At 68.3% G+C, this 18,337-nt stretch carries 13 protein-coding genes; 11 read left to right on the top strand and 2 right to left on the bottom strand.

Annotated elements, in window-relative coordinates; genetic code table 11:
• Positions 1-361: 361 nt before the first annotated feature.
• On the top strand, positions 362-3,982 hold the full coding sequence (gene smc / locus OH799_RS14860) for a chromosome segregation protein SMC (protein WP_406280603.1): 3,621 nt from the start codon (positions 362-364) through the stop codon (positions 3,980-3,982).
• A 244-nt stretch (positions 3,983-4,226) separates the two neighbouring features.
• On the opposite strand, the gene OH799_RS14855 is transcribed toward smc, so the two are convergent.
• Positions 4,227-5,144, bottom strand: a complete 918-nt coding sequence (locus OH799_RS14855; protein WP_406280601.1) for an NmrA family NAD(P)-binding protein — start codon at positions 5,142-5,144, stop codon at positions 4,227-4,229.
• 103 nt (positions 5,145-5,247) lie between these two features.
• On the opposite strand from OH799_RS14855, the gene OH799_RS14850 reads away from it, so the two are divergent.
• Entirely contained in the window at positions 5,248-6,021 is a 774-nt protein-coding gene (locus OH799_RS14850) for a TetR/AcrR family transcriptional regulator (protein WP_406280599.1), read from the top strand.
• Positions 6,022-6,250: 229 nt separating this feature from the next.
• Here OH799_RS14850 and OH799_RS14845 read toward each other — a convergent pair whose 3' ends face one another.
• Complete coding sequence (locus OH799_RS14845; RefSeq protein ID WP_019048221.1) at positions 6,251-6,640, bottom strand: DUF2237 family protein; 390 nt, start codon at positions 6,638-6,640, stop codon at positions 6,251-6,253.
• A gap of 193 nt (positions 6,641-6,833) precedes the next feature.
• Between OH799_RS14845 and ftsY the strand changes: the two genes are divergently transcribed.
• The 9 genes from ftsY (at position 6,834) to OH799_RS14800 (ending at position 18,104) form a co-directional block, all read left to right on the top strand.
• Positions 6,834-8,486: a signal recognition particle-docking protein FtsY gene (gene ftsY, locus OH799_RS14840; RefSeq protein WP_406280596.1), complete on the top strand. Its 1,653-nt coding sequence runs from the start codon at positions 6,834-6,836 to the stop codon at positions 8,484-8,486.
• Positions 8,487-8,838: 352 nt separating this feature from the next.
• Positions 8,839-10,218: an ammonium transporter gene (locus tag OH799_RS14835; RefSeq protein WP_406280594.1), complete on the top strand. Its 1,380-nt coding sequence runs from the start codon at positions 8,839-8,841 to the stop codon at positions 10,216-10,218.
• Between the two features lie 5 nt (positions 10,219-10,223).
• The gene (locus OH799_RS14830) at positions 10,224-10,562 is read left to right on the top strand and encodes a P-II family nitrogen regulator (protein WP_406282121.1); all 339 of its coding nucleotides are present in this window, start codon (positions 10,224-10,226) and stop codon (positions 10,560-10,562) included.
• Between the two features lie 120 nt (positions 10,563-10,682).
• A complete protein-coding gene (locus OH799_RS14825; RefSeq protein WP_406280592.1) occupies positions 10,683-13,121 on the top strand; it encodes a [protein-PII] uridylyltransferase in 2,439 nt (812 codons plus the stop codon).
• 121 nt (positions 13,122-13,242) lie between these two features.
• Positions 13,243-13,560 carry a hypothetical protein gene (locus OH799_RS14820; protein WP_327119958.1) on the top strand — a complete coding sequence of 106 codons (318 nt, stop codon included), beginning with the start codon at positions 13,243-13,245 and terminating at the stop codon, positions 13,558-13,560.
• A 137-nt stretch (positions 13,561-13,697) separates the two neighbouring features.
• Positions 13,698-14,153, top strand: a complete 456-nt coding sequence (locus tag OH799_RS14815; RefSeq protein ID WP_406280590.1) for a deaminase — start codon at positions 13,698-13,700, stop codon at positions 14,151-14,153.
• 124 nt (positions 14,154-14,277) lie between these two features.
• On the top strand, positions 14,278-15,867 hold the full coding sequence (gene ffh / locus OH799_RS14810) for a signal recognition particle protein (protein ID WP_406280588.1): 1,590 nt from the start codon (positions 14,278-14,280) through the stop codon (positions 15,865-15,867).
• 101 nt (positions 15,868-15,968) lie between these two features.
• The gene (locus OH799_RS14805; RefSeq protein WP_406282118.1) at positions 15,969-17,063 is read left to right on the top strand and encodes an amidohydrolase family protein; all 1,095 of its coding nucleotides are present in this window, start codon (positions 15,969-15,971) and stop codon (positions 17,061-17,063) included.
• Positions 17,064-17,120: 57 nt separating this feature from the next.
• Positions 17,121-18,104 (top strand): LLM class F420-dependent oxidoreductase, encoded by a 984-nt coding sequence (locus OH799_RS14800; RefSeq protein ID WP_357264328.1) that lies wholly within the window; start codon positions 17,121-17,123, stop codon positions 18,102-18,104.
• Positions 18,105-18,337: the final 233 nt, after the last annotated feature.

Raw genomic sequence — 18,337 nt, 5'->3', positions numbered from 1 at the left:
GACTCACGCCAGGCGCGATCACAGTTCTTTCGGCGGCACCTCGCCGAGTGGCTCGCCGCCGAACCAGGTGGGTGGGATTGGGTTGGTGTTTCCGCAGGTGGATCGGGTGGGAGAGATGATCCGCCGAGATTGGCGCTCTCAAACGGTAAGGGCGGTAGACACTGAAGCAGACCATTTCGGCAAACCTCGAGCACATCGAACTGCGCGCGATCCCTGGTGACTCGATAACCTACGTGTGTCGCCGAGCCGTCGCTCGGCTGCGTGCGCCGTCCCGCGTCGGGAGTACCCGGCACTCGACGGATACCATGACTGGTCGCCGGATCCTCTGATCACCAGGCAGAACACGGAAAGGTCGTCGACTTTGCACCTGAAGAGTCTGACGTTGAAGGGCTTCAAGTCTTTCGCGTCCGCGACGACGCTGCGGTTGGAGCCCGGCATCACGTGCGTGGTCGGTCCGAACGGATCGGGCAAATCGAACGTCGTCGACGCGCTCACCTGGGTCATGGGCGAGCAGGGTGCGAAGGCGCTGCGCGGCGGCAAGATGCAGGACGTGATCTTCGCGGGCACGACGGGTCGCGCACCACTCGGCCGCGCCGAGGTAACACTGACCATCGACAACTCCGACGGCGCGCTGCCGATCGATTACGCCGAGGTGTCCATCACCCGACGCATGTTCCGCGACGGTGCGGGCGAATACGAGATCAACGGCAGCTCTTGCCGGCTGATGGACGTGCAGGAACTGCTGAGCGACTCCGGCATCGGCCGTGAGATGCATGTGATCGTGGGACAGGGACAACTGTCGGCAATCCTGGAATCGCGCCCGGAGGACCGCCGCGCCTTCGTCGAAGAGGCTGCCGGGGTGCTCAAACACCGCAAGCGCAAGGAAAAGGCGGTGCGCAAGCTCGAGGCAATGCAGGCCAACCTGGCCCGCCTCACCGACCTCACCACCGAGCTGCGCCGCCAGCTCAAACCACTGGGCAGGCAAGCCGAGGTGGCCCGAAGAGCACAGACCGTGCAGGCCGATCTGCGCGATTCCCGCCTGCGCCTCGCCGCCGACGACCTGGTCACCCGCCGCCAGGAGCTGGCAAGCCGGCAGAGCAAAGAGGCCTACGCCCGCGAGCAGCAGATCACCGTGCAGTCCGAGCTGGACGCCGCCAACGCCGCGCTGGCCCAGCAGGAGTTCCAGCTGTCCCGCCTGACCCCGAGCGCCGAGGCCGCCGCACAGATCTGGTTCCAGCTCTCCGCGCTGGCCGAGCGGGTCAATGCGACGATCCGGATCGCGGGCGACCGTGCGCGTCATCTCGACACCGAAACCCCGGTTGGCACCGGCCGCGACCCCGAACAGTTGGAGGCAGAGGCCGAACGCGTCGAAGCCGAGGAAGCCGAACTGCGTGAGGCCGTCGAGATCGCCGCCGAAACCCTCGATGCGGCCAGGGAGCAGCTGGCCGAACGTGAACAGGCCGCGAAGGCCGCCGAGCAGGCGCATCTGGCCGCCGTGCGGGCGATCGCCGATCGGCGTGAGGGGCTGGCCCGGCTGTCCGGCCGGGTCGACACGCTGCGCACCAAGGCCCAGTCGGTGGACGCGGAGATCGCCAGGCTCTCGGTCGCCATCGCCGACGCCAGGCACCGCGGCGAGGCCGCGCAGGCCGAATTCGATGCCGTGCAGGTCGAACTCGGCGAATTGGACGCAGGTGAGGCGGGGCTGGACGCGCAACACGAGCACGCAGTGCAGGCGCTGACGCTGGCCGATCAGCGTGTCACCGAGCTGCGTGAGCAGGATCGTGACGCGAGCAAGCGGGTGGCGTCGCTGACCGCGCGGATCGAGGCGCTCGGCATGAACCTGGCACGCCGCGATGGCGTGGCCTGGCTGGTGGAGAACCGCGCGCAGGGGCTGCTCGGCCCGCTGTCGGCGCTACTGCGCGTGCACGGCGGTTTCGAGGCGGCGGTCGCCGCCGCGCTCGGCCCGCTCGCCGATGCCGTCGCGGCTGACACCGGTGAATCCGCCCATGCCGCGATCCGCGCGCTCAAGGGCGGTGATGGAGGGCGTGCCGCGGTGGTATTCGGAGTAGACGGCGAGCACCGGCCCCAGCTCGGCGCGTTACCCGGTTCCGCCCGGTGGTTGACCGACGTGGTGGACTGCCCGGACAGCGTGCGCGGCGCGATCACGGCGCTGACCGCGGGAATCGCCGTCGCTGACGACCTGGCCGCGGCTCAGGCGGTCGTGGCCGCAGCGCCCGGCGTCCGTGTGGTCACCCGCGACGGCGATCTCGCCGGAAACGGTTGGCTGCTGGGCGGTTCCGATCGTGCGCCGAGCCAGCTGGAGATACAGGCCGATATCGACGCGGCAAAGGCGGACTTGGTCGCCTCGCAGCGCCGCGCCGAGGAACTGGAGGCGGCGCTGTCCGGCGCCCTCGCCGAGCAGGCCGACCGCAAGGACGCGGTCGACCATGCGTTGCTGGCGCTGCACGAATCCGACCAGGCGCTGATCGCGATCTACGACCGGCTCGGCAGGCTCGGCCAGACCGCACGCACCGCGCACGCCGACAGCGAGCGTCTGCTGGTACAGCGCGCCGAAACCGAGGCGAGCCGGGAGGAAGCGCTCACCGCGCTCGCCGAGCTCGAGGATCGCCTGCGGCACGCGGAACTCGAACAGTCCGAGGTCGACGCCGACGGCATCGGCGCGGCGGGTACCGAATCCGCGGGCCGCGAGCGCGAGGAGGCGGCGGCGGCACTCGCGGAGGCGCGTTCGATGGAGGTCGAGGCCCGGCTCACCGTGCGCACTGCCGAGGAACGCGCGGAATCCGTGCGCGGCAAGGCGGATTCGCTGCGCAGGGCCGCTCGCGCCGAACGGGAGACCCGTGCTCGCGCCGAGCGCGCCCAGGCAGCGCGCAAGAGGGCGGCCGAGGTGGCCGCCGCTGTGGCGGAATCCGGTGCGAAGATCGCCGCTGAACTGGAAAAGGTGGTCGGCGAGGCGGGTACCCGACGCGACGAGCTGGTGCGCAGGCGCGCCGAATGCGCCGCCCAGGTCGAGCAGGTCAAGGAGCGTGCGCGCGCGCTGACCGCGCAGCTGACCCAGCTCACCGACGCGGTGCACCGCGACGAGGTGGCCAAAGCCCAGGCGGCGCTGCGCATCGAACAGGTGGAGGCGACCATCGCCGAGCAGTTCGGCATAGCGCTGACCGACCTGATCGCCGAGTACGGTCCGGACGTGCCGCTGCCGCCGTCGGAGCTGGAGATGCAGGAGTACGAACAGGCCAAAGCGCGCGGCGAGCAGGTCAGCGTCCCCGCCCCGATGCCCTACGATCGGCAGACTCAGGAGCGGCGCGCCAAGCGCGCGGAGAAAGACCTCGCCACCCTCGGCAAGGTGAATCCCCTTGCGTTGGAAGAGTTCGCGGCCCTGGAGGAACGCTACAACTTCCTGGCCACCCAGCTGGAGGACGTCAAGAGCGCCCGCAAGGACCTGATGGACGTGGTCGCCGACGTCGACGCCCGCATCCTGCAGGTGTTCACCGAGGCCTACGCCGACGTCGAGCGCGAGTTCGTCGGGGTGTTCGCGAAACTGTTCCCCGGTGGCGAGGGCAGGTTGCTGCTGACCGACCCCTCCGACATGCTCACCACCGGCATCGAGGTGGAGGCCAGGCCGCCGGGCAAGAAGGTCAAGCGGCTCTCACTGCTGTCCGGCGGAGAGAAGTCGCTCACCGCGGTCGCTCTGCTGGTGGCCATCTTCCGCGCAAGGCCTTCGCCGTTCTACGTGATGGACGAGGTGGAGGCCGCGCTGGACGACACCAACCTGCGCCGCCTGATCGGTCTGTTCGAGCAGTTACGCGAGAAGAGTCAGCTGATCGTCATCACCCACCAGAAGCCGACGATGGAGATCGCCGACGCTCTCTACGGCGTCAGCATGCGCGGCGACGGCATCACCCAGGTGATCTCCCAGCGGATGCGTGGGCAGAACCTTGCGCCCGTCGGCGCGGCGGGCTGAATTGACGCGCGGGCGGCGGTTAACGTGACGGCGCCGGAGTCCGGACAGACCCCGTGTGTGTCGACGATGCGCCTGATGGGTCGAATCCCGCTGTGACCAGAGGAATACCTTGTCCGCCGTGCATCCGACCGCCGTGACGGTCGGATGCACGGCCGTACTCGGTGCGCAATCGCCCAGCGCCCAGACATCGGGGGTCTCGCGGACCAGCACCGACGCGAGCCCGCGCATTACCGTCCGGCGCGGATCACCGCGACGTGCGCACTGTGTCGCTGTCCAGCAGTGCTTTGATCTGGGCCGCACCGGTTTCGGACAGCCAGGTGGCGAACGTCCGCAAGCCGGGGTGGATCTCGCGGATCTGCTCGACGTCGGCGATCCAGCCACCGGCGTGGCGGAGTAGGCGCCAGGTGTTGCCGATCTCTCCGCCGAGCGCGTCCGCGTCGGCCTCGCTGATCTCCTGATAGCGGACCTGGTGTCCGGTGATCCTGCTGATCGCCGCGGCGGCCGCGGGCGGTGTGATCGCATCGCCCGCGAGTTCGAGGACGCGGCCGTCGAAGCCTTCCGGGTCGGCGAACGCGCGGGCGGCGATATCGCCGATATCCGCAAGGGCGATCACCTTCATCGGCCCGTTGGCGGGGAAGAGGTGCTGGTGCACCCCGTCGATGATCCCGTCGACCGGTGACGTGCGCAGCAAATAATTCTCCATGAAGCGCACCGGGCGCAGCAGCGTATAGCGGGCTCCGCTGGAGGCTATCGCATCTTCGATGCGCTTCTTGCCGGTCGCACCCCATGAGGTGTCGTCGCCTATCGACGCGATGCCGGTGAACACGATCTGTTCGACACCCGCACGGCGCGCCGCGTCTACGAGTGCCTCGCCGCGCGCGGCTTCCAGTTCGACGTCCCAGCCTCGGGGGCCGAACGCGGCGGGTGGAACCACGAAGAGTCCGGAGGCACCGTCCAGCGCGGTGGGAAGGGTGTCGGGCGAGTCGAAGTCACCGACAACGAGTTCTGCGCCCGCTGCGGCCAATTCCCGTGCGGCGGGTGCCTGCGCATCGCGAACCAGCGCGCGCACCGCCCTGCCGTCCGCCAACAGCCTTCGGGCGGTGGCTCCGCCCTGTTTGCCGGTGGCTCCGGTGACCAGGATGAGGTTCTGCTGAAGGGACATGCTTCGCCTTCTGTTGGATAGAATCGGGTCGGATAACCCGGTTCGGACAATACGGGTGGTCCGACCCGGTTGACCAGGTCGTACAGTGGAAGGCCGTAACGAAATGACCGCATCCGTCGACGCGGGCACGGTGTCGCGCGCCGATGCCCGGCGCAACCGCGCACTCGTGCTCGCCGCCGCGCAGCGTGCCTTCGCCGAGCAGGGTGTCTCGGTGTCGCTCGCCGAGGTCGCCCGCCGGGCCGGCGTCGGTGCCGGCACGGTCTACCGACACTTCCCGACTAAATCCGATCTGCTGGAAGCGGTTATGCAGCAGCGCATCGACCGGTTGGCGAAACTGGCCGCCGATCACCTCGGCGCGCGGGACGCGGGAGCCGCCTTCTTCGCCTTCTGTCGTGCCGTGATCGCCACAACGCCGGGCAACCAGGCGTTATGCGACATTGTCCAGTCCGACGACGGCTGGCCGCGCACGCTCTTGGCTGGTGCCGGCGTGCGATTCCATCGCGCGGTGGCCGCGCTGCTGGCATCCGCCAAGCAGCAGGGCGCGGTCCGCGCCGACATCGAACTCGACGACGTGCTCGCCATCTTCACCGGATGTGTTGCGATCCAACAGCTCCGGAAGACCGAGGGCGGCGTGGACCGTACCGCCGCGATCGTGCTGGACGCTTTGCGGGCACAGCCGGGCGGCGTGAGCGTAACGAAACAAGTCGACGAAACCCGTAACGAATCGGCTGATCGTAACGGAAGCGGCGGCGCCGATGAGCACTGCCCGATATGTCACGCGCTGGTGCCGCAGACCGGGATCGGCCGCCGCGCCAGGTACTGCTCGGCGGCGTGCCGTCAGAAGGCGCATCGGCGGCGCGTCGCCACCGCGGGATAGTGCCCAGATGGCGCATATGTGTCAGATGTGCCATATCGGTCGCCGACCCCGCCGTAGACCGACGCCGCCCGCGGGCCGACGGAAGGGGATCGGCCCCGCAGCCGTCGGCGCCGCCGAGCTGGGCACCGCGGTTGCTTCGCCTCCTCGCGGGTGAGGGGGTACGCCTGGCGCACCTATGGGACGCCCGCCTTGTTCGGAAGCCGCGGTCGACCTGATGCTGCCGGGCTCCTCAGAGCAGGTCGCTGACGTCGTCCGGCACGTCGACGGCGTACTTGCGCAAGATATCCATCGAGATCACTTCCAGAGCGTTCTCGTGCGTGGCGGCCAGCACGACAGGCGCGGCGACGCCGTCCTCGTGCGCGTGCAGCCACCGCACAGCTACGACACACCACCGGTCGCCTGGTTGCAAGCCCGGAAAGTTGTTCTCCGGCCGCGGCGTGCTGAGATCGTTGCCGATGGACGCCTGATGCTCCAGAAACTCTGCCGTGACGACGGTGCACACGGTATGGCTGCCGAGATCCTCCGGACCGGTGCTGCAGCAGCCGTCCCGGTAGAAGCCGGTGAGAGGATCGGTGCCGCACTCTTCCAGCGGCCCCCCAAGCACGTTTCGATCAGTCACGTCGCCGATCCTATTGTCACTTCGCGAGAAGTTCCGCAGGACAAGAAATCTCGGGGGCTGTGTCGGTGCTCGAGCGGTCGCGCCGTTGGCCCGGCGTGTCCGGCGTTTGCCGAGCTCACGCCCTCGCCGTCGGGACCGCCGCTGGTACTTCCGACGGGCACGGCGGCCGAGCCGGCGATGTCCTTCTGCAAGGATGGTCCGTGTGAGTCCCCAAGCTTGGATCCTGATTGCCGCGGTCGCCGCCCTGCTGTTCGTGGTGCTTGTCGCCGGTTTCGTCCGGTACAAGCGCGGCCGCGTGTCGCTGACCCGGCCGACGCAGGACAAGGAGGTAACCGACCGGTCCGGTGGTTACACGGCGTCCGGCGGATTCAGCTTCAGCCGCGGCGGCACGGCGACCACGACCGAGCCGGCGCCGGTCGAACGCACCGACACCGACGGGCAGCCGCACGTCGGTGACGACGCGGCGATCCCGCGCGACGCGCCCAGACGCGGCATTACCAATGTGCCACTTCCGGAAGCGGACGTCGCCGAGGCGTCCACTGCCCCGGGCGACACCTCCGACGGGTCCGCGACGGCACCCCCAGCGCCCGATACCGCAGCGGATGCTCCCACCGCCGGTACGGCCGCGCCCACGACGACCGACAGCGCGGACACGGCCCCAGCCGAGAAGGCCGCGCTGGACGAATCGACGGCGACCACGACGGAGAGCGCGACTGTCGAGCCGGGCACGACCGCGGAGCCGGGCTTGGCCGCGGAGCCGGGCGTGGCCGCGGAGCCGGGCGTGGCTGCCGAGCCGGGTACCGACGCGGTCGAGGCCGGCACGGTCCCTGCCGCATCGGACACGAGCACCGCAGCCGACGCCACGGTGCTGCCCGCACCGGACACCCCCGCGGGCGTGGAGACCGTCGCTCCGCTCGAGGAGATCGAGCCCACCGAGGGGCGTCTGGTCCGCCTGCGCGGACGCCTGTCCCGGTCGCAGAACGCGGTCGGCAAGAGCCTGCTCGGCCTGCTCGGCGGCGGCGACCTCGACGACGACTCCTGGGAAGAGGTCGAGGACACGCTCGTGCTGGCCGACCTCGGTACCGCCAGCACTGCCGCCGTCGTCGCCCGTCTGCGCGAGGAGATGGCGGCCCGCAGCGTGCGCACCACCGACCAGGCGCGTGCGGTGCTGCGCGATGTGCTGATCGAGCAGCTGCGCCCGGAACTGGACCGGTCGGTGCGTGCGCTGCCGCACGCCGATCACCCCTCGATCCTGCTGGTCGTAGGTGTGAACGGCACCGGAAAGACCACCACCACCGGCAAACTCGCGCGGGTGCTGGTCGCCGACGGTCGCCGCGTGCTGCTCGGCGCGGCCGACACCTTCCGTGCCGCGGCCGCCGACCAGCTACAGACCTGGGGTGAGCGGGTCGGCGCGGAGACCGTTCGCGGACGCGAGGGCGCCGATCCGGCCGCCGTCGCGTTCGACGCGGTGGCCGCGGGTATCGAGGGCGGCGTCGACGCGGTGCTCATCGATACCGCGGGCAGGCTGCATACCAAGACCGGTCTGATGGACGAGCTGGGCAAGGTCAAGCGTGTCGTGCAGAAGAAGGCCGACGTCGACGAGGTGCTGCTGGTGCTGGACGCCACCGTGGGCCAGAACGGCCTCACCCAGGCGCGGGTGTTCGCCGAGGTGGTCGACATCAGCGGAGTCGTGCTCACCAAGCTGGACGGTACGGCCAAGGGTGGCATCGTCTTCCAAGTGCAGCACGAGCTGGGTGTGCCGGTGAAGCTGGTCGGCCTCGGCGAGGGCGCCGACGACCTGGCTCCGTTCGAGCCCGGCGCGTTCGTAGATGCGCTGCTGGGCTGATCGGGATCCCACCGGGCAAGGCCCGCGGCGGTACTTCGCACGAGGTTGAGCCGCGGGCTTCCTGCCTCGGCACGTGCGGGATGACCACGTCCGGCTCGATCTCGATCGAGCCGACAACCGAATGTTTGCCAGCTCCTGCTTGTCGGCAACGAATGTTCGACCTCACCGACGCGCGTCTCACGCCGTGCGGAAGCCTCCGGTGTACGCCATGAAATCTGGTAGCAACACAGCTGCGCCATCCGTTCACGTAGGCGAAACACGGCAGCTCTACGGATGAAACACCGAATGAGGACCCTTCTGTGCAGGTCCATTCGCCGGAATCGGCAGGGCCCGAGATGAGGAGGACATTAAGGTGGCATTTCCCCTTACCGGTGCACCGGACACCGGTGACACCGCCTGGATGCTGGCGAGTTCGGCACTCGTGCTGTTGATGACGCCGGGCTTGGCGTTCTTCTACGGCGGCATGGTTCGGTCGAAGAACGTGCTCAACATGATCATGATGAGCGTCAGCGCCATGGGCTTGGTCGGTGTGCTGTGGTCGCTGTACGGATACTCGACGGCATTCGGTGACAACAAGTTCGGCGTGATCGGCGATCCCTCGCAATTCTTCGGCCTCAAAGGCTTGATCGGAGGCAACTCGGTTGCCGAGGTCAAGGACGCGGCGGGCGTCGTTACCACGGAGGCAGTGAACATTCCGCTGGCAGGCACCATTCCGGCGACCGTCTTCGTCGCGTTCCAGCTGATGTTCGCCATCATCACGGTTGCCCTCATCTCGGGTGCGGTTGCCGACCGCCTGAAGTTCAGCGCGTGGCTGCTGTTCGCTGGCATCTGGTCCACGGTCGTCTACTTCCCGGTCGCGCACTGGGTGTTCGACTTCGATGTCAAGGACGCCGACGGCACTGTCGTGCACGAGGGCGGCTGGATCGCCAACAAGCTGCTCGCGGTCGACTTCGCCGGTGGTACGGCCGTGCACATCAACGCCGGTGCGGCCGGTCTGGCGCTGGTGCTGGTGCTCGGCAAGCGCAAGGGGTGGCCGACCACGCCGTTCCGTCCGCACAACCTGCCGTTCGTCATGCTCGGCGCCGGCCTGCTGTGGTTCGGCTGGTTCGGCTTCAACGCCGGTTCCGCGGTGACCTCCGGTGGCCTTGCCGGCTCGACCTTCGTTACCACCACCATCGCCACCTGTGCCGCGATGCTGGCCTGGCTGCTGGTCGAGAAGATCCGCGACGGCAAGCCCACCTCGCTCGGCGCGGCTTCGGGCGTCGTGGCCGGTCTGGTCGCCATCACCCCGTCCTGCTCTTCGGTGAACGTGGTCGGCGCGCTCGCCATCGGTGCCGTCGCGGGTGTGCTGTGCGCCCTGGCGGTCGGACTGAAGTTCAAGTTCGGCTTCGACGACTCGCTCGACGTTGTCGGTGTGCACCTGGTCGGCGGCATCGTCGGCACTGTGATGGTCGGTCTCGTCGCGGCGCCCGAGGCGGGTGCGGCCAAGACCGGTCTGTTCTACGGTGGCGGAACCGATCAGCTGTGGCGGCAGGCGGTGGGTGCCGGTGTGGTGCTTGCCTTCTCCTTCATCGCGACCCTGATCATTGCCTATATCGTGAAGTTCACCATTGGGCTGCGCGTGAGCGAAGAAGCAGAGTCGGTGGGCTTGGACGAGTCCGAGCACGCGGAAACCGCCTACGACTTCGCCGCTCTGGGTAGCACGGCACGTTCGGCCGTCAAGGAGGCATGACGAACATGAAACTGATCACCGCAATCGTCAAACCGTTTACGCTCGAGGACGTCAAGACCGGACTCGAGCAGGCGGGTGTGTTGGGCATGACCGTCAGCGAGGTCCAGGGGTACGGACGGCAGAAGGGGCACACCGAGGTTTACCGCGGTGCCGAATACTCGGTCGATTTCGTGCCGAAGGTCCGTGTCGAGGTCGTCGTGGACGACGCGTCCGTCGACAAGGTCGTCGAGGTGATCGTGGAAGCCTCCCGCACCGGCAAGATCGGTGACGGCAAGGTCTGGGTCTCCCCGGTGGAGTCGATCATCCGGGTCCGGACCGGCGAACGCGGTACCGACGCGCTGTAACCGATATCGAGTCGAGCGGCGGCCCCGCTCCCACCGGAGCTCCCGGTCGGGGCGGGGCCGTGCGCGTGAAATGGGCGGTGGGTTGTGGATAGTCAGTATGAGCATGACGGTGAGCCGAAGGTGACCGAAGAAGTCAACGGCAAGGTATCCAATGCCGCGGCCGATCTGGTCCGCGCACGAACCCAACTGCTCCAAGGCGGCCTGCCCCGTAATCCCCGGCTCGACGCCGAGTCCTTGCGACACGCGTTGGTCGACCTGTTCGAACTCTGGCTCACCAGCAAGGGCAGCGAACTGGGAATCGCCGCCGACAGTGGTCTCGCGGTGGTGGCAGTCGGCGGCCTCGGCCGGGGGGAGATGCTGCCGTACTCGGATCTGGATCTGGTGCTACTGCACGACGACGTCGATCCCGCCCGGGTAGCCGAGGTCGCCGACCAGCTCTGGTATCCGCTGTGGGACGCGCACATCAAGCTCGATCACAGCGTGCGGACCGTGCCGCAGGCGCTGCGGGTGGCCGCCGACGATCTCATCGCCGCCCTCGGCATGCTGGAGGCCAGGCACATCGTCGGTGACCAGGATCTGAGCAACCTGCTGCTCGGTGGGGTGCGCCGGGAATGGCGGACCGGGATCCGGACTCGGTTCGACGAGCTGATCACCCAGGCCGAGGCGAGGTGGGAGCGCAGCGGCGAGATCGCGCACCGCGCCGAGCCTGATCTGAAGAACGGACGCGGCGGCCTGCGCGACATCCAACTGCTCGACGCCTTGGCCATCGCTCAGTTGACCGATGCCATGCCCGGACTCGGTCCGGACGCGCCCGGCGGCGGCCTGAAGCAGGCCCATCGGCGTCTGCTGGACGTGCGCACGGAGCTGCATCGGGTAGCGGGGCGGTCCCGCGACCAGCTGCGCGCACAGGACGCCGACGAGATCGGCGCGGCTCTGCGCATCGGTGACCGGTTCGATCTGGCTCGCACACTGAGCGATTCCGCCCGGACCGTCAGCTATTCCGTCGACGTCGGACTGCGCACCGCGGCCAACGCCCTGCCACGCCGTGGACTGGCGCGACTTCGCCGCATGCCGGTGCGGCGTCCGCTCGATGAGGGGGTGGTCGAGCACGCGGGCGAAGTCGTGCTGGCCCGGGACGCGCGTCCACAGCGCGATCCCGGGCTTGTCCTTCGGGTGGCTGCCGCCTCGGCCCAGACCGGGCTGCCGATGTCCGCCACCACGCTGAACCGGCTCTCCGAGGACGCCCCGGAGCTTCGCGAGCCGTGGCCCAAAGACGCACTCAACGACCTGCTCGTCCTGTTGGGCGCGGGCCGGGGCGCGATCGACGCGATCGAGGCGTTGGATCGAACGGGCCTGTGGGGCAGGCTGTTTCCGGAATGGGGCGCGGTGCGTGACCTGCCGCCGCGGGACGCCCTGCACACCTGGACCGTCGATCGCCACCTCGCGGAGACGGTCGCCTACGCCAGTGTGATGAGCACCCGGGTGGCCCGCCCCGACCTGCTCGCCCTCGGCGCACTGCTGCACGATATCGGCAAGGGCCGCGCGGGCGACCACAGCGTCGTCGGCGCAGAGCTGGCTACCCACATCGGCCGGCGTCTCGGCCTGTGGCCGTCGGATGTGCGCACACTCAGCGCCGTGGTACGCCACCACCTGCTGCTGCCGGACACCGCCACCCGGCGCGATCTCTCCGACCCCGACACGGTGCAGTTCGTAGTGGACGCGCTCACGGGTGACGCGCAGCTGCTGGAGCTGCTGCACACGTTGGCCGAAGCGGATTCGCTGGCCACCGGTCCCGGGGTATGGGGCGACTGGAAGGCCTCGCTGATCGGCGAGTTGGTCCGCCGCTGCCGATTGGTCATGGCCGGTGATCGGCTGCCGACGCCGGAGCCGATCGCGCCGGAGTTGATCGCCGAGGCCGCGGCGGGCGGCGTGCATGTCGACCTGAAGCGCGGTGAGAGCAAGTACACCTACACCGTCACCGTCATCGCGCCCGACAGCGCTGGTCTGCTCTCCGATGCCGCGGGCGTGCTCGCGCTGCATTCGCTGCGGGTGCTGTCCGCCGCGCTCGGCGTCGAAGGCGATTCGGCCATCGACACCTTCATTGTCTCGCCCAAGTTCGGCGACCCGCCCGACGCCGGGCTCCTACGTCAGGAGCTGATCCGTGCGATGGCGGGGGATCTGGACGTTTCCGCGGCTTTGGCCAAACGCGAGCGCGAGGCGAGCGGCATCGGTCCGAGCCGGTACGCGCGGGCCGAGCCCAGGGTGATCTGGTCCGGTACTTCGCTGCCCGGTCAAGTGATCCTGGAGCTGCGCGCCGAGGACCGCGTCGGTTTGCTCAGCCGCCTGGCCGCGGCGCTGGCGGGCTGCGGCGCCGATGTCCGGTGGGCCAAGGTGGTCACGATGGGGTCGGCGGTGGTCGACAGTTTCTGCCTCGACATGGGCGCCGAGGACAGCCCGGTACGCCGGGAAACGATCGAGAAGGCGATTCTCGCCGTGGTTCCCAGACCTGTGCCAAAGAAGCATGAAGGCGGGGTGTCGGACCCATCGATTGGGTTTTGAGCTGCTAATTTGCTTGGTGACCGATCTGTTGCAGAAGATTTGCTGGAACTGAACTCCGGTGGGGCTGCCGAGCCCTACGATCAGAGCGTCTGGCTATCGCGAGCACGAGGGGAGCAGGTCGGTGGCAATTGAAGTCGTTTCGGCGTCGATGATGACCAGTGACGAGACCACGCATATCGCGCGATGCGTCGGCGGTGACCGCTGGGTGGTGTCCTGGCTGCCGGGTCGCACCTTGACCGGACAACAGGCCGTGAGTGCGATGACCATCGCATCGACGGTCGCTTCCTCCGCGATCCCCACCACCACAGAATGGGCCGTCCTCGACGACTTGTCCCTCGAACTGGGCCTGACCGCCCGCGAGGCGGTCTTCATGGTGGCCAAGGAGAACCACGACTACCGCAAAACCGCCAAACCACGCCGCCGGGTGCTGGATCCTTAGAACGATTACGCTGGCGACCGACATCCGCGGCCGAGTCTCGCCGACCGCGACGCGGTCGGGTTCCAGACGGCCGAACTGTGGGCGGTCCTCGCGTGACCCGACCGTTCGCGCGGCCGGGTGCGTAAGGAGAACGAGCGGTGACCGACCACCACCACCACCACTGGATGAACAGGGCCATTGATCTGGCCCGCCGGTCCCCCGCGGCCGAGGGCGCGTTCTCGGTGGGCGCGGTGATCGTCGCCGACAGTAGGGAGATCTCGACCGGCTACTCGCGCGAGACCGACCCGAAGGTCCACGCCGAGGAATCCGCACTCGACAAGCTGGGCGCGAACGATCCCCGGCTGGTCCGGGCCACGATTTACAGCACCCTGGAACCGTGCTCGGAACGCGCGACCAAGACCCGTTCGGCCTGTACCGACCGCATCCTGCAGGCGGGTATCCCGGTCGTCGTGATCGCGTGGCGTGAACCGCCGACATTCGTCGCGGACTGCGTCGGTGTGGAGAAACTGCGGCAGGCGGGCGTTACGGTGATCGAACTCCCGGAGCTGGCCGCCGCGGCAATGTCCATGAATCGCCACCTCGACCTCTCTTGAGCGTTATCTCCTGGCTGTTGTGCTCCCTTCCCACCAAGAAGGGAGCACCGCCTGCGCGATCACGTGGGTGATCCCATTACCCTGGGAGAGAATGTGACGTCCCCCGAGATCAGGAGCGCGATCGGTGTTCGAATCCCTGTCCGACCGGCTTACCGGTGCCCTCAAGGATCTGCGTGGTAAGGGGCGTCTGTCACCGGCCGACATCGACGTCACCTGTCGGGAGATCCGTCTCGCCCTGCTCGAGGCCGATGTCGCGCTGCCCGTGGTGCGCGGTTTCATCGGGCGGATCAAGGAGCGCGCCAAGGGCGCGGAGGTTTCCGGGGCGCTGAATCCGGCCCAGCAGGTCGTGAAGATCGTCAACGAGGAGCTCGTCGGCATCCTCGGCGGCGAGACCAGGCGACTGAATCTCGCCAAGAAACCGCCGACGGTGATCATGCTCGCTGGTCTGCAGGGTTCGGGTAAGACGACCCTCGCGGGCAAGCTCGCGAAATGGCTGAAGGGGCAGGGGCATCAGCCGCTGCTGGTCGCCTGCGACCTGCAGCGTCCGGGCGCCGTCACCCAGCTGCAGGTGGTCGGCGAACGCGCGGGCGTGCCCGTCTACGCGCCGCACCCCGGCACCTCCGTCGGTAGCGGCGAGAACCCGCTCGGCATCACGGCCGCCGATCCGGTGGACGTGGCGCGCGGCGGTATCGCGGAAGCCGGGCAGAAGCAGTACGACGTCGTCATCGTCGACACGGCGGGCCGTCTCGGTATCGACGCCGATCTCATGCGGCAGGCCGTGGGTATCCGGGACGCAGTGCGGCCGGACGAGACCTTGTTCGTGCTCGACGCCATGATCGGTCAGGACGCGGTCACCACCGCCGAGGCGTTCCGCGACGGCGTCGGCTTCACCGGTGTCGTGCTCACCAAGCTCGACGGCGACGCCCGCGGTGGTGCCGCGCTGAGCGTCCGTGAGGTCACCGGCGTCCCGATCCTGTTCGCCTCGACCGGTGAGAAGCTCGAGGACTTCGACGTCTTCCACCCGGACCGTATGGCCAGCCGGATACTCGGCATGGGTGACGTGCTCACCCTGATCGAGCAGGCCGAGCAGGTGTACGACGCGCAGCAGGCCGAGGAGGCCGCCCGCAAGATCGGCAGCGGCGAGCTCACCCTCGAAGACTTCCTCGACCAGATGCTGGCCATCCGCAAGATGGGCCCGATCGGCAACCTCTTGGGCATGCTGCCCGGTGCGGGCCAGATGAAGGATGTGCTCGCCCAAGTCGACGACAAGCAGCTCGACCGCGTGCAGGCGATCATCCGCGGCATGACCCCGTCCGAACGCGACAACCCCAAGATCATCAACGCATCTCGTCGGCTGCGCATCGCCAACGGCTCCGGTGTCCAGGTCTCCGAGGTCAACCAGCTCGTCGACCGTTTCTTCGAGGCCAAGAAGATGATGGCCATGATGGGCCGCCAGATGGGGCTGCCCGGCTCCCGTCGCGGCAACACCAAGAAGGGCAAGAAGGGGAAGAAGGGCGGCCGTGGCCCGACGCCCCCGAAGGTGCGCGGTGGGTTCCCCGGGATGGGCGGCATGCCTGGCATGCCTGGCATGCCTGGCATGCCCGGACTGCCCGCCGGTATGCCCGACATCTCCGATATGCCCGCCGGTCTCGACCAGCTACCGCCGGGCCTGGAGGGCTTCGACCTCTCCAAACTGAAGTTCCCGAAGAAGTAGACCGCGTCTGCGATGCCACCGGGGCACGGTATCGGCGCGGATAGCTGTCACGGTGCATCGACAGTAGGTTGGTGGCAGCCGACGATGTCCGGGAGGTTGCTGTGCATCTGCGAGGTGTGATCCTGCCTGGTGACGAGGTGCGCGATCTGTGGGTGCGCGACGGGCTGGTGTCCTTCGAACCTGTGCCGGGCGCCGAAACACTCTGTGACGTTGGGTGGATCGTGCCCGGCTTGGTCGACGCGCACTGCCATGTCGGTATCCGATACGGCGGGGGGGACGAGGACCGCGAGGGCGCCATCGCGCAGGCCGAGACCGAACGTGCGGCCGGTGCACTGCTGCTGCGCGACGCGGGCTCGCCGATCGACACCCGGTTCATCGACGACCACGACGAGCTGCCGCGGATCATCCGGGCGGGCCGCCATATCGCTCGTCCCAAACGCTACATCCGTGAGCTGGGCATCGAACTCGACGACGAGCGCGATTTGCCGGAGATCGTCGCTGAGCAAGCCCGCTTCGGCGACGGCTGGGTGAAGATCGTCGGCGACTGGATCGACCGCTCCGTCGGCGACCTGCGCCCGTTGTGGAGCGACGCGATCCTGAAGGAGGCGATCGGCGCCGCGCACGCCAACGGTGCCCGCGTCACCGCGCATGTCTTCGGAGAGGACGCGCTGCCCGGTTTGATCGACGCCGGAATCGACTGCCTGGAACACGGCACCGGCCTCACCGACGAGACAATCGAGATGATGGTCGAGCACGGCACCGCACTGGTGCCCACCCTGGTCAACATCGACACCTTCCCCGAAATCGCCGACAGCGCGGGCAAATTCCCCCTCTACGCCGCCCACATGCGCGATCTGCATCGCAGGGTGCGCGGTACCGTCGCCGCCGCGCACGACGCGGGCGTGCCGATCTTCGCGGGCACCGACGCGGGCGGCTCCATCCGCCACGGGCGCATCGCCGACGAGATCGCCGCGCTCGGCGCCGCGGGTCTGTCCCCGCGCGATGCGCTCGGCGCTGCCTCCTGGAATGCCCGCGGCTGGCTCGGCAGGCCGAGCATCGAGCACGGCGCGCCCGCGGATTTCGTTGTTTACCGGGAGGACCCGTGCGCTCACCCGGAGGCGCTCACCACCCCGTACGCCGTCGTTCTGCGCGGGCGGGTGTTCGGCAAGCGCGGTCCCGTCACCGGCCACCGCTGAAACTTCGGTCAGAGCAGCTCACTCGCGTATTTCCGAACGGCGCGTAAGGTCGGATTCGTGACCATTCGCCTCGGTTATCAGATGCCCAACTTCAGCTACGGCCGATCGGTGCGAGAGCTGTTTCCCACAGTCGTCGCGCAGGCCAGGGAGGCCGAAGCCGCCGGCTTCGACACAGCCTTCGTGATGGACCACTTCTATCAACTGCCCGGGATCGGCACGCCGGACGAGCCGATGCTCGAGGCCTACACGGCGCTCGCCGGCCTGGCCGCGTCGACCGAACGAATCCAGTTGTCGGCGTTGGTAACCGGCAACACCTACCGCAATCCGGCCCTGCTCGCCAAGACCGTGACCACCCTGGACGTGGTCAGCGGCGGCCGCGCGGTGCTCGGCATCGGCGCGGGCTGGTTCGAGCTCGAGCACCAGTCCTATGGGTTCGACTTCGGCACTTTCACCGACCGCTTCGAACGCCTCGACGAGGCGTTGCAGATCATCCAGCCGATGCTGCGCGGGCAGCGCCCCAGTTTCGATGGCAGGTGGTACCACACCGAGAACGCGATGAACGAGCCCCGCCTGCGCGACGACCTGTCGATCCTGCTCGGCGGCAGTGGCGAGAAGAAGACCTTCGGTTTGGCCGCCCGCTTCGCCGATCACCTCAACATCATCTGCAACGCCTCCGAGCTTCCACGCAAGGTCGCGGCCCTGCACGAGCGCTGCACCGAGGTCGGTCGCGACCCGAAGACGCTGGAGACCAGCTACCTGTGTTTCCTGATGATCGACGAGGACGGTGACCGCGTCCGTAAGCAGCAGCAGGATTACCTGAGCGGCATGGGCATCGACCTATCGGCGCTGTCGGAGGAGGAGCGCAAGCAGAGCCCCGCCGACCGTCAGTTCGTCGGCACGCCGGACGAGGTTGCCGAGCAGCTGCGAACCCGCGTCCTCGACCACGGCATCGACGGCTTGATCGTCAACATGGTCTTCAATGGACACGAGCCCGGCGCGGTCGAACTCGCCGGGCGCACCCTTGCGCCGCTGGTGAGCTGACCGTCGGGGCAGACCGCGAAGGTCCGTTCGCAGCCACACGAAAGGGCCATCCAGGGGCGAGGGGCCGCGATTTCTGGCGAGACCGGCCCGTCTGGCACAATGGACCACCGTCCTTCCGGACAAGTGTCAGCCCGTCTCCGGTTACGTACCGCGCGGCGGTCACACACTCCAAGCGCAAAACCGGGCTCGCAGACCGTGCGGGTCGCTGAATCGCGCCGTGACCAACCAACGAA

This window comes from Nocardia sp. NBC_00881, assembly GCF_045207455.1.
Classification (GTDB): Bacteria; Actinomycetota; Actinomycetes; order Mycobacteriales; family Mycobacteriaceae; genus Nocardia.
This window is presented reverse-complemented; position numbering and strand designations above follow the sequence as displayed.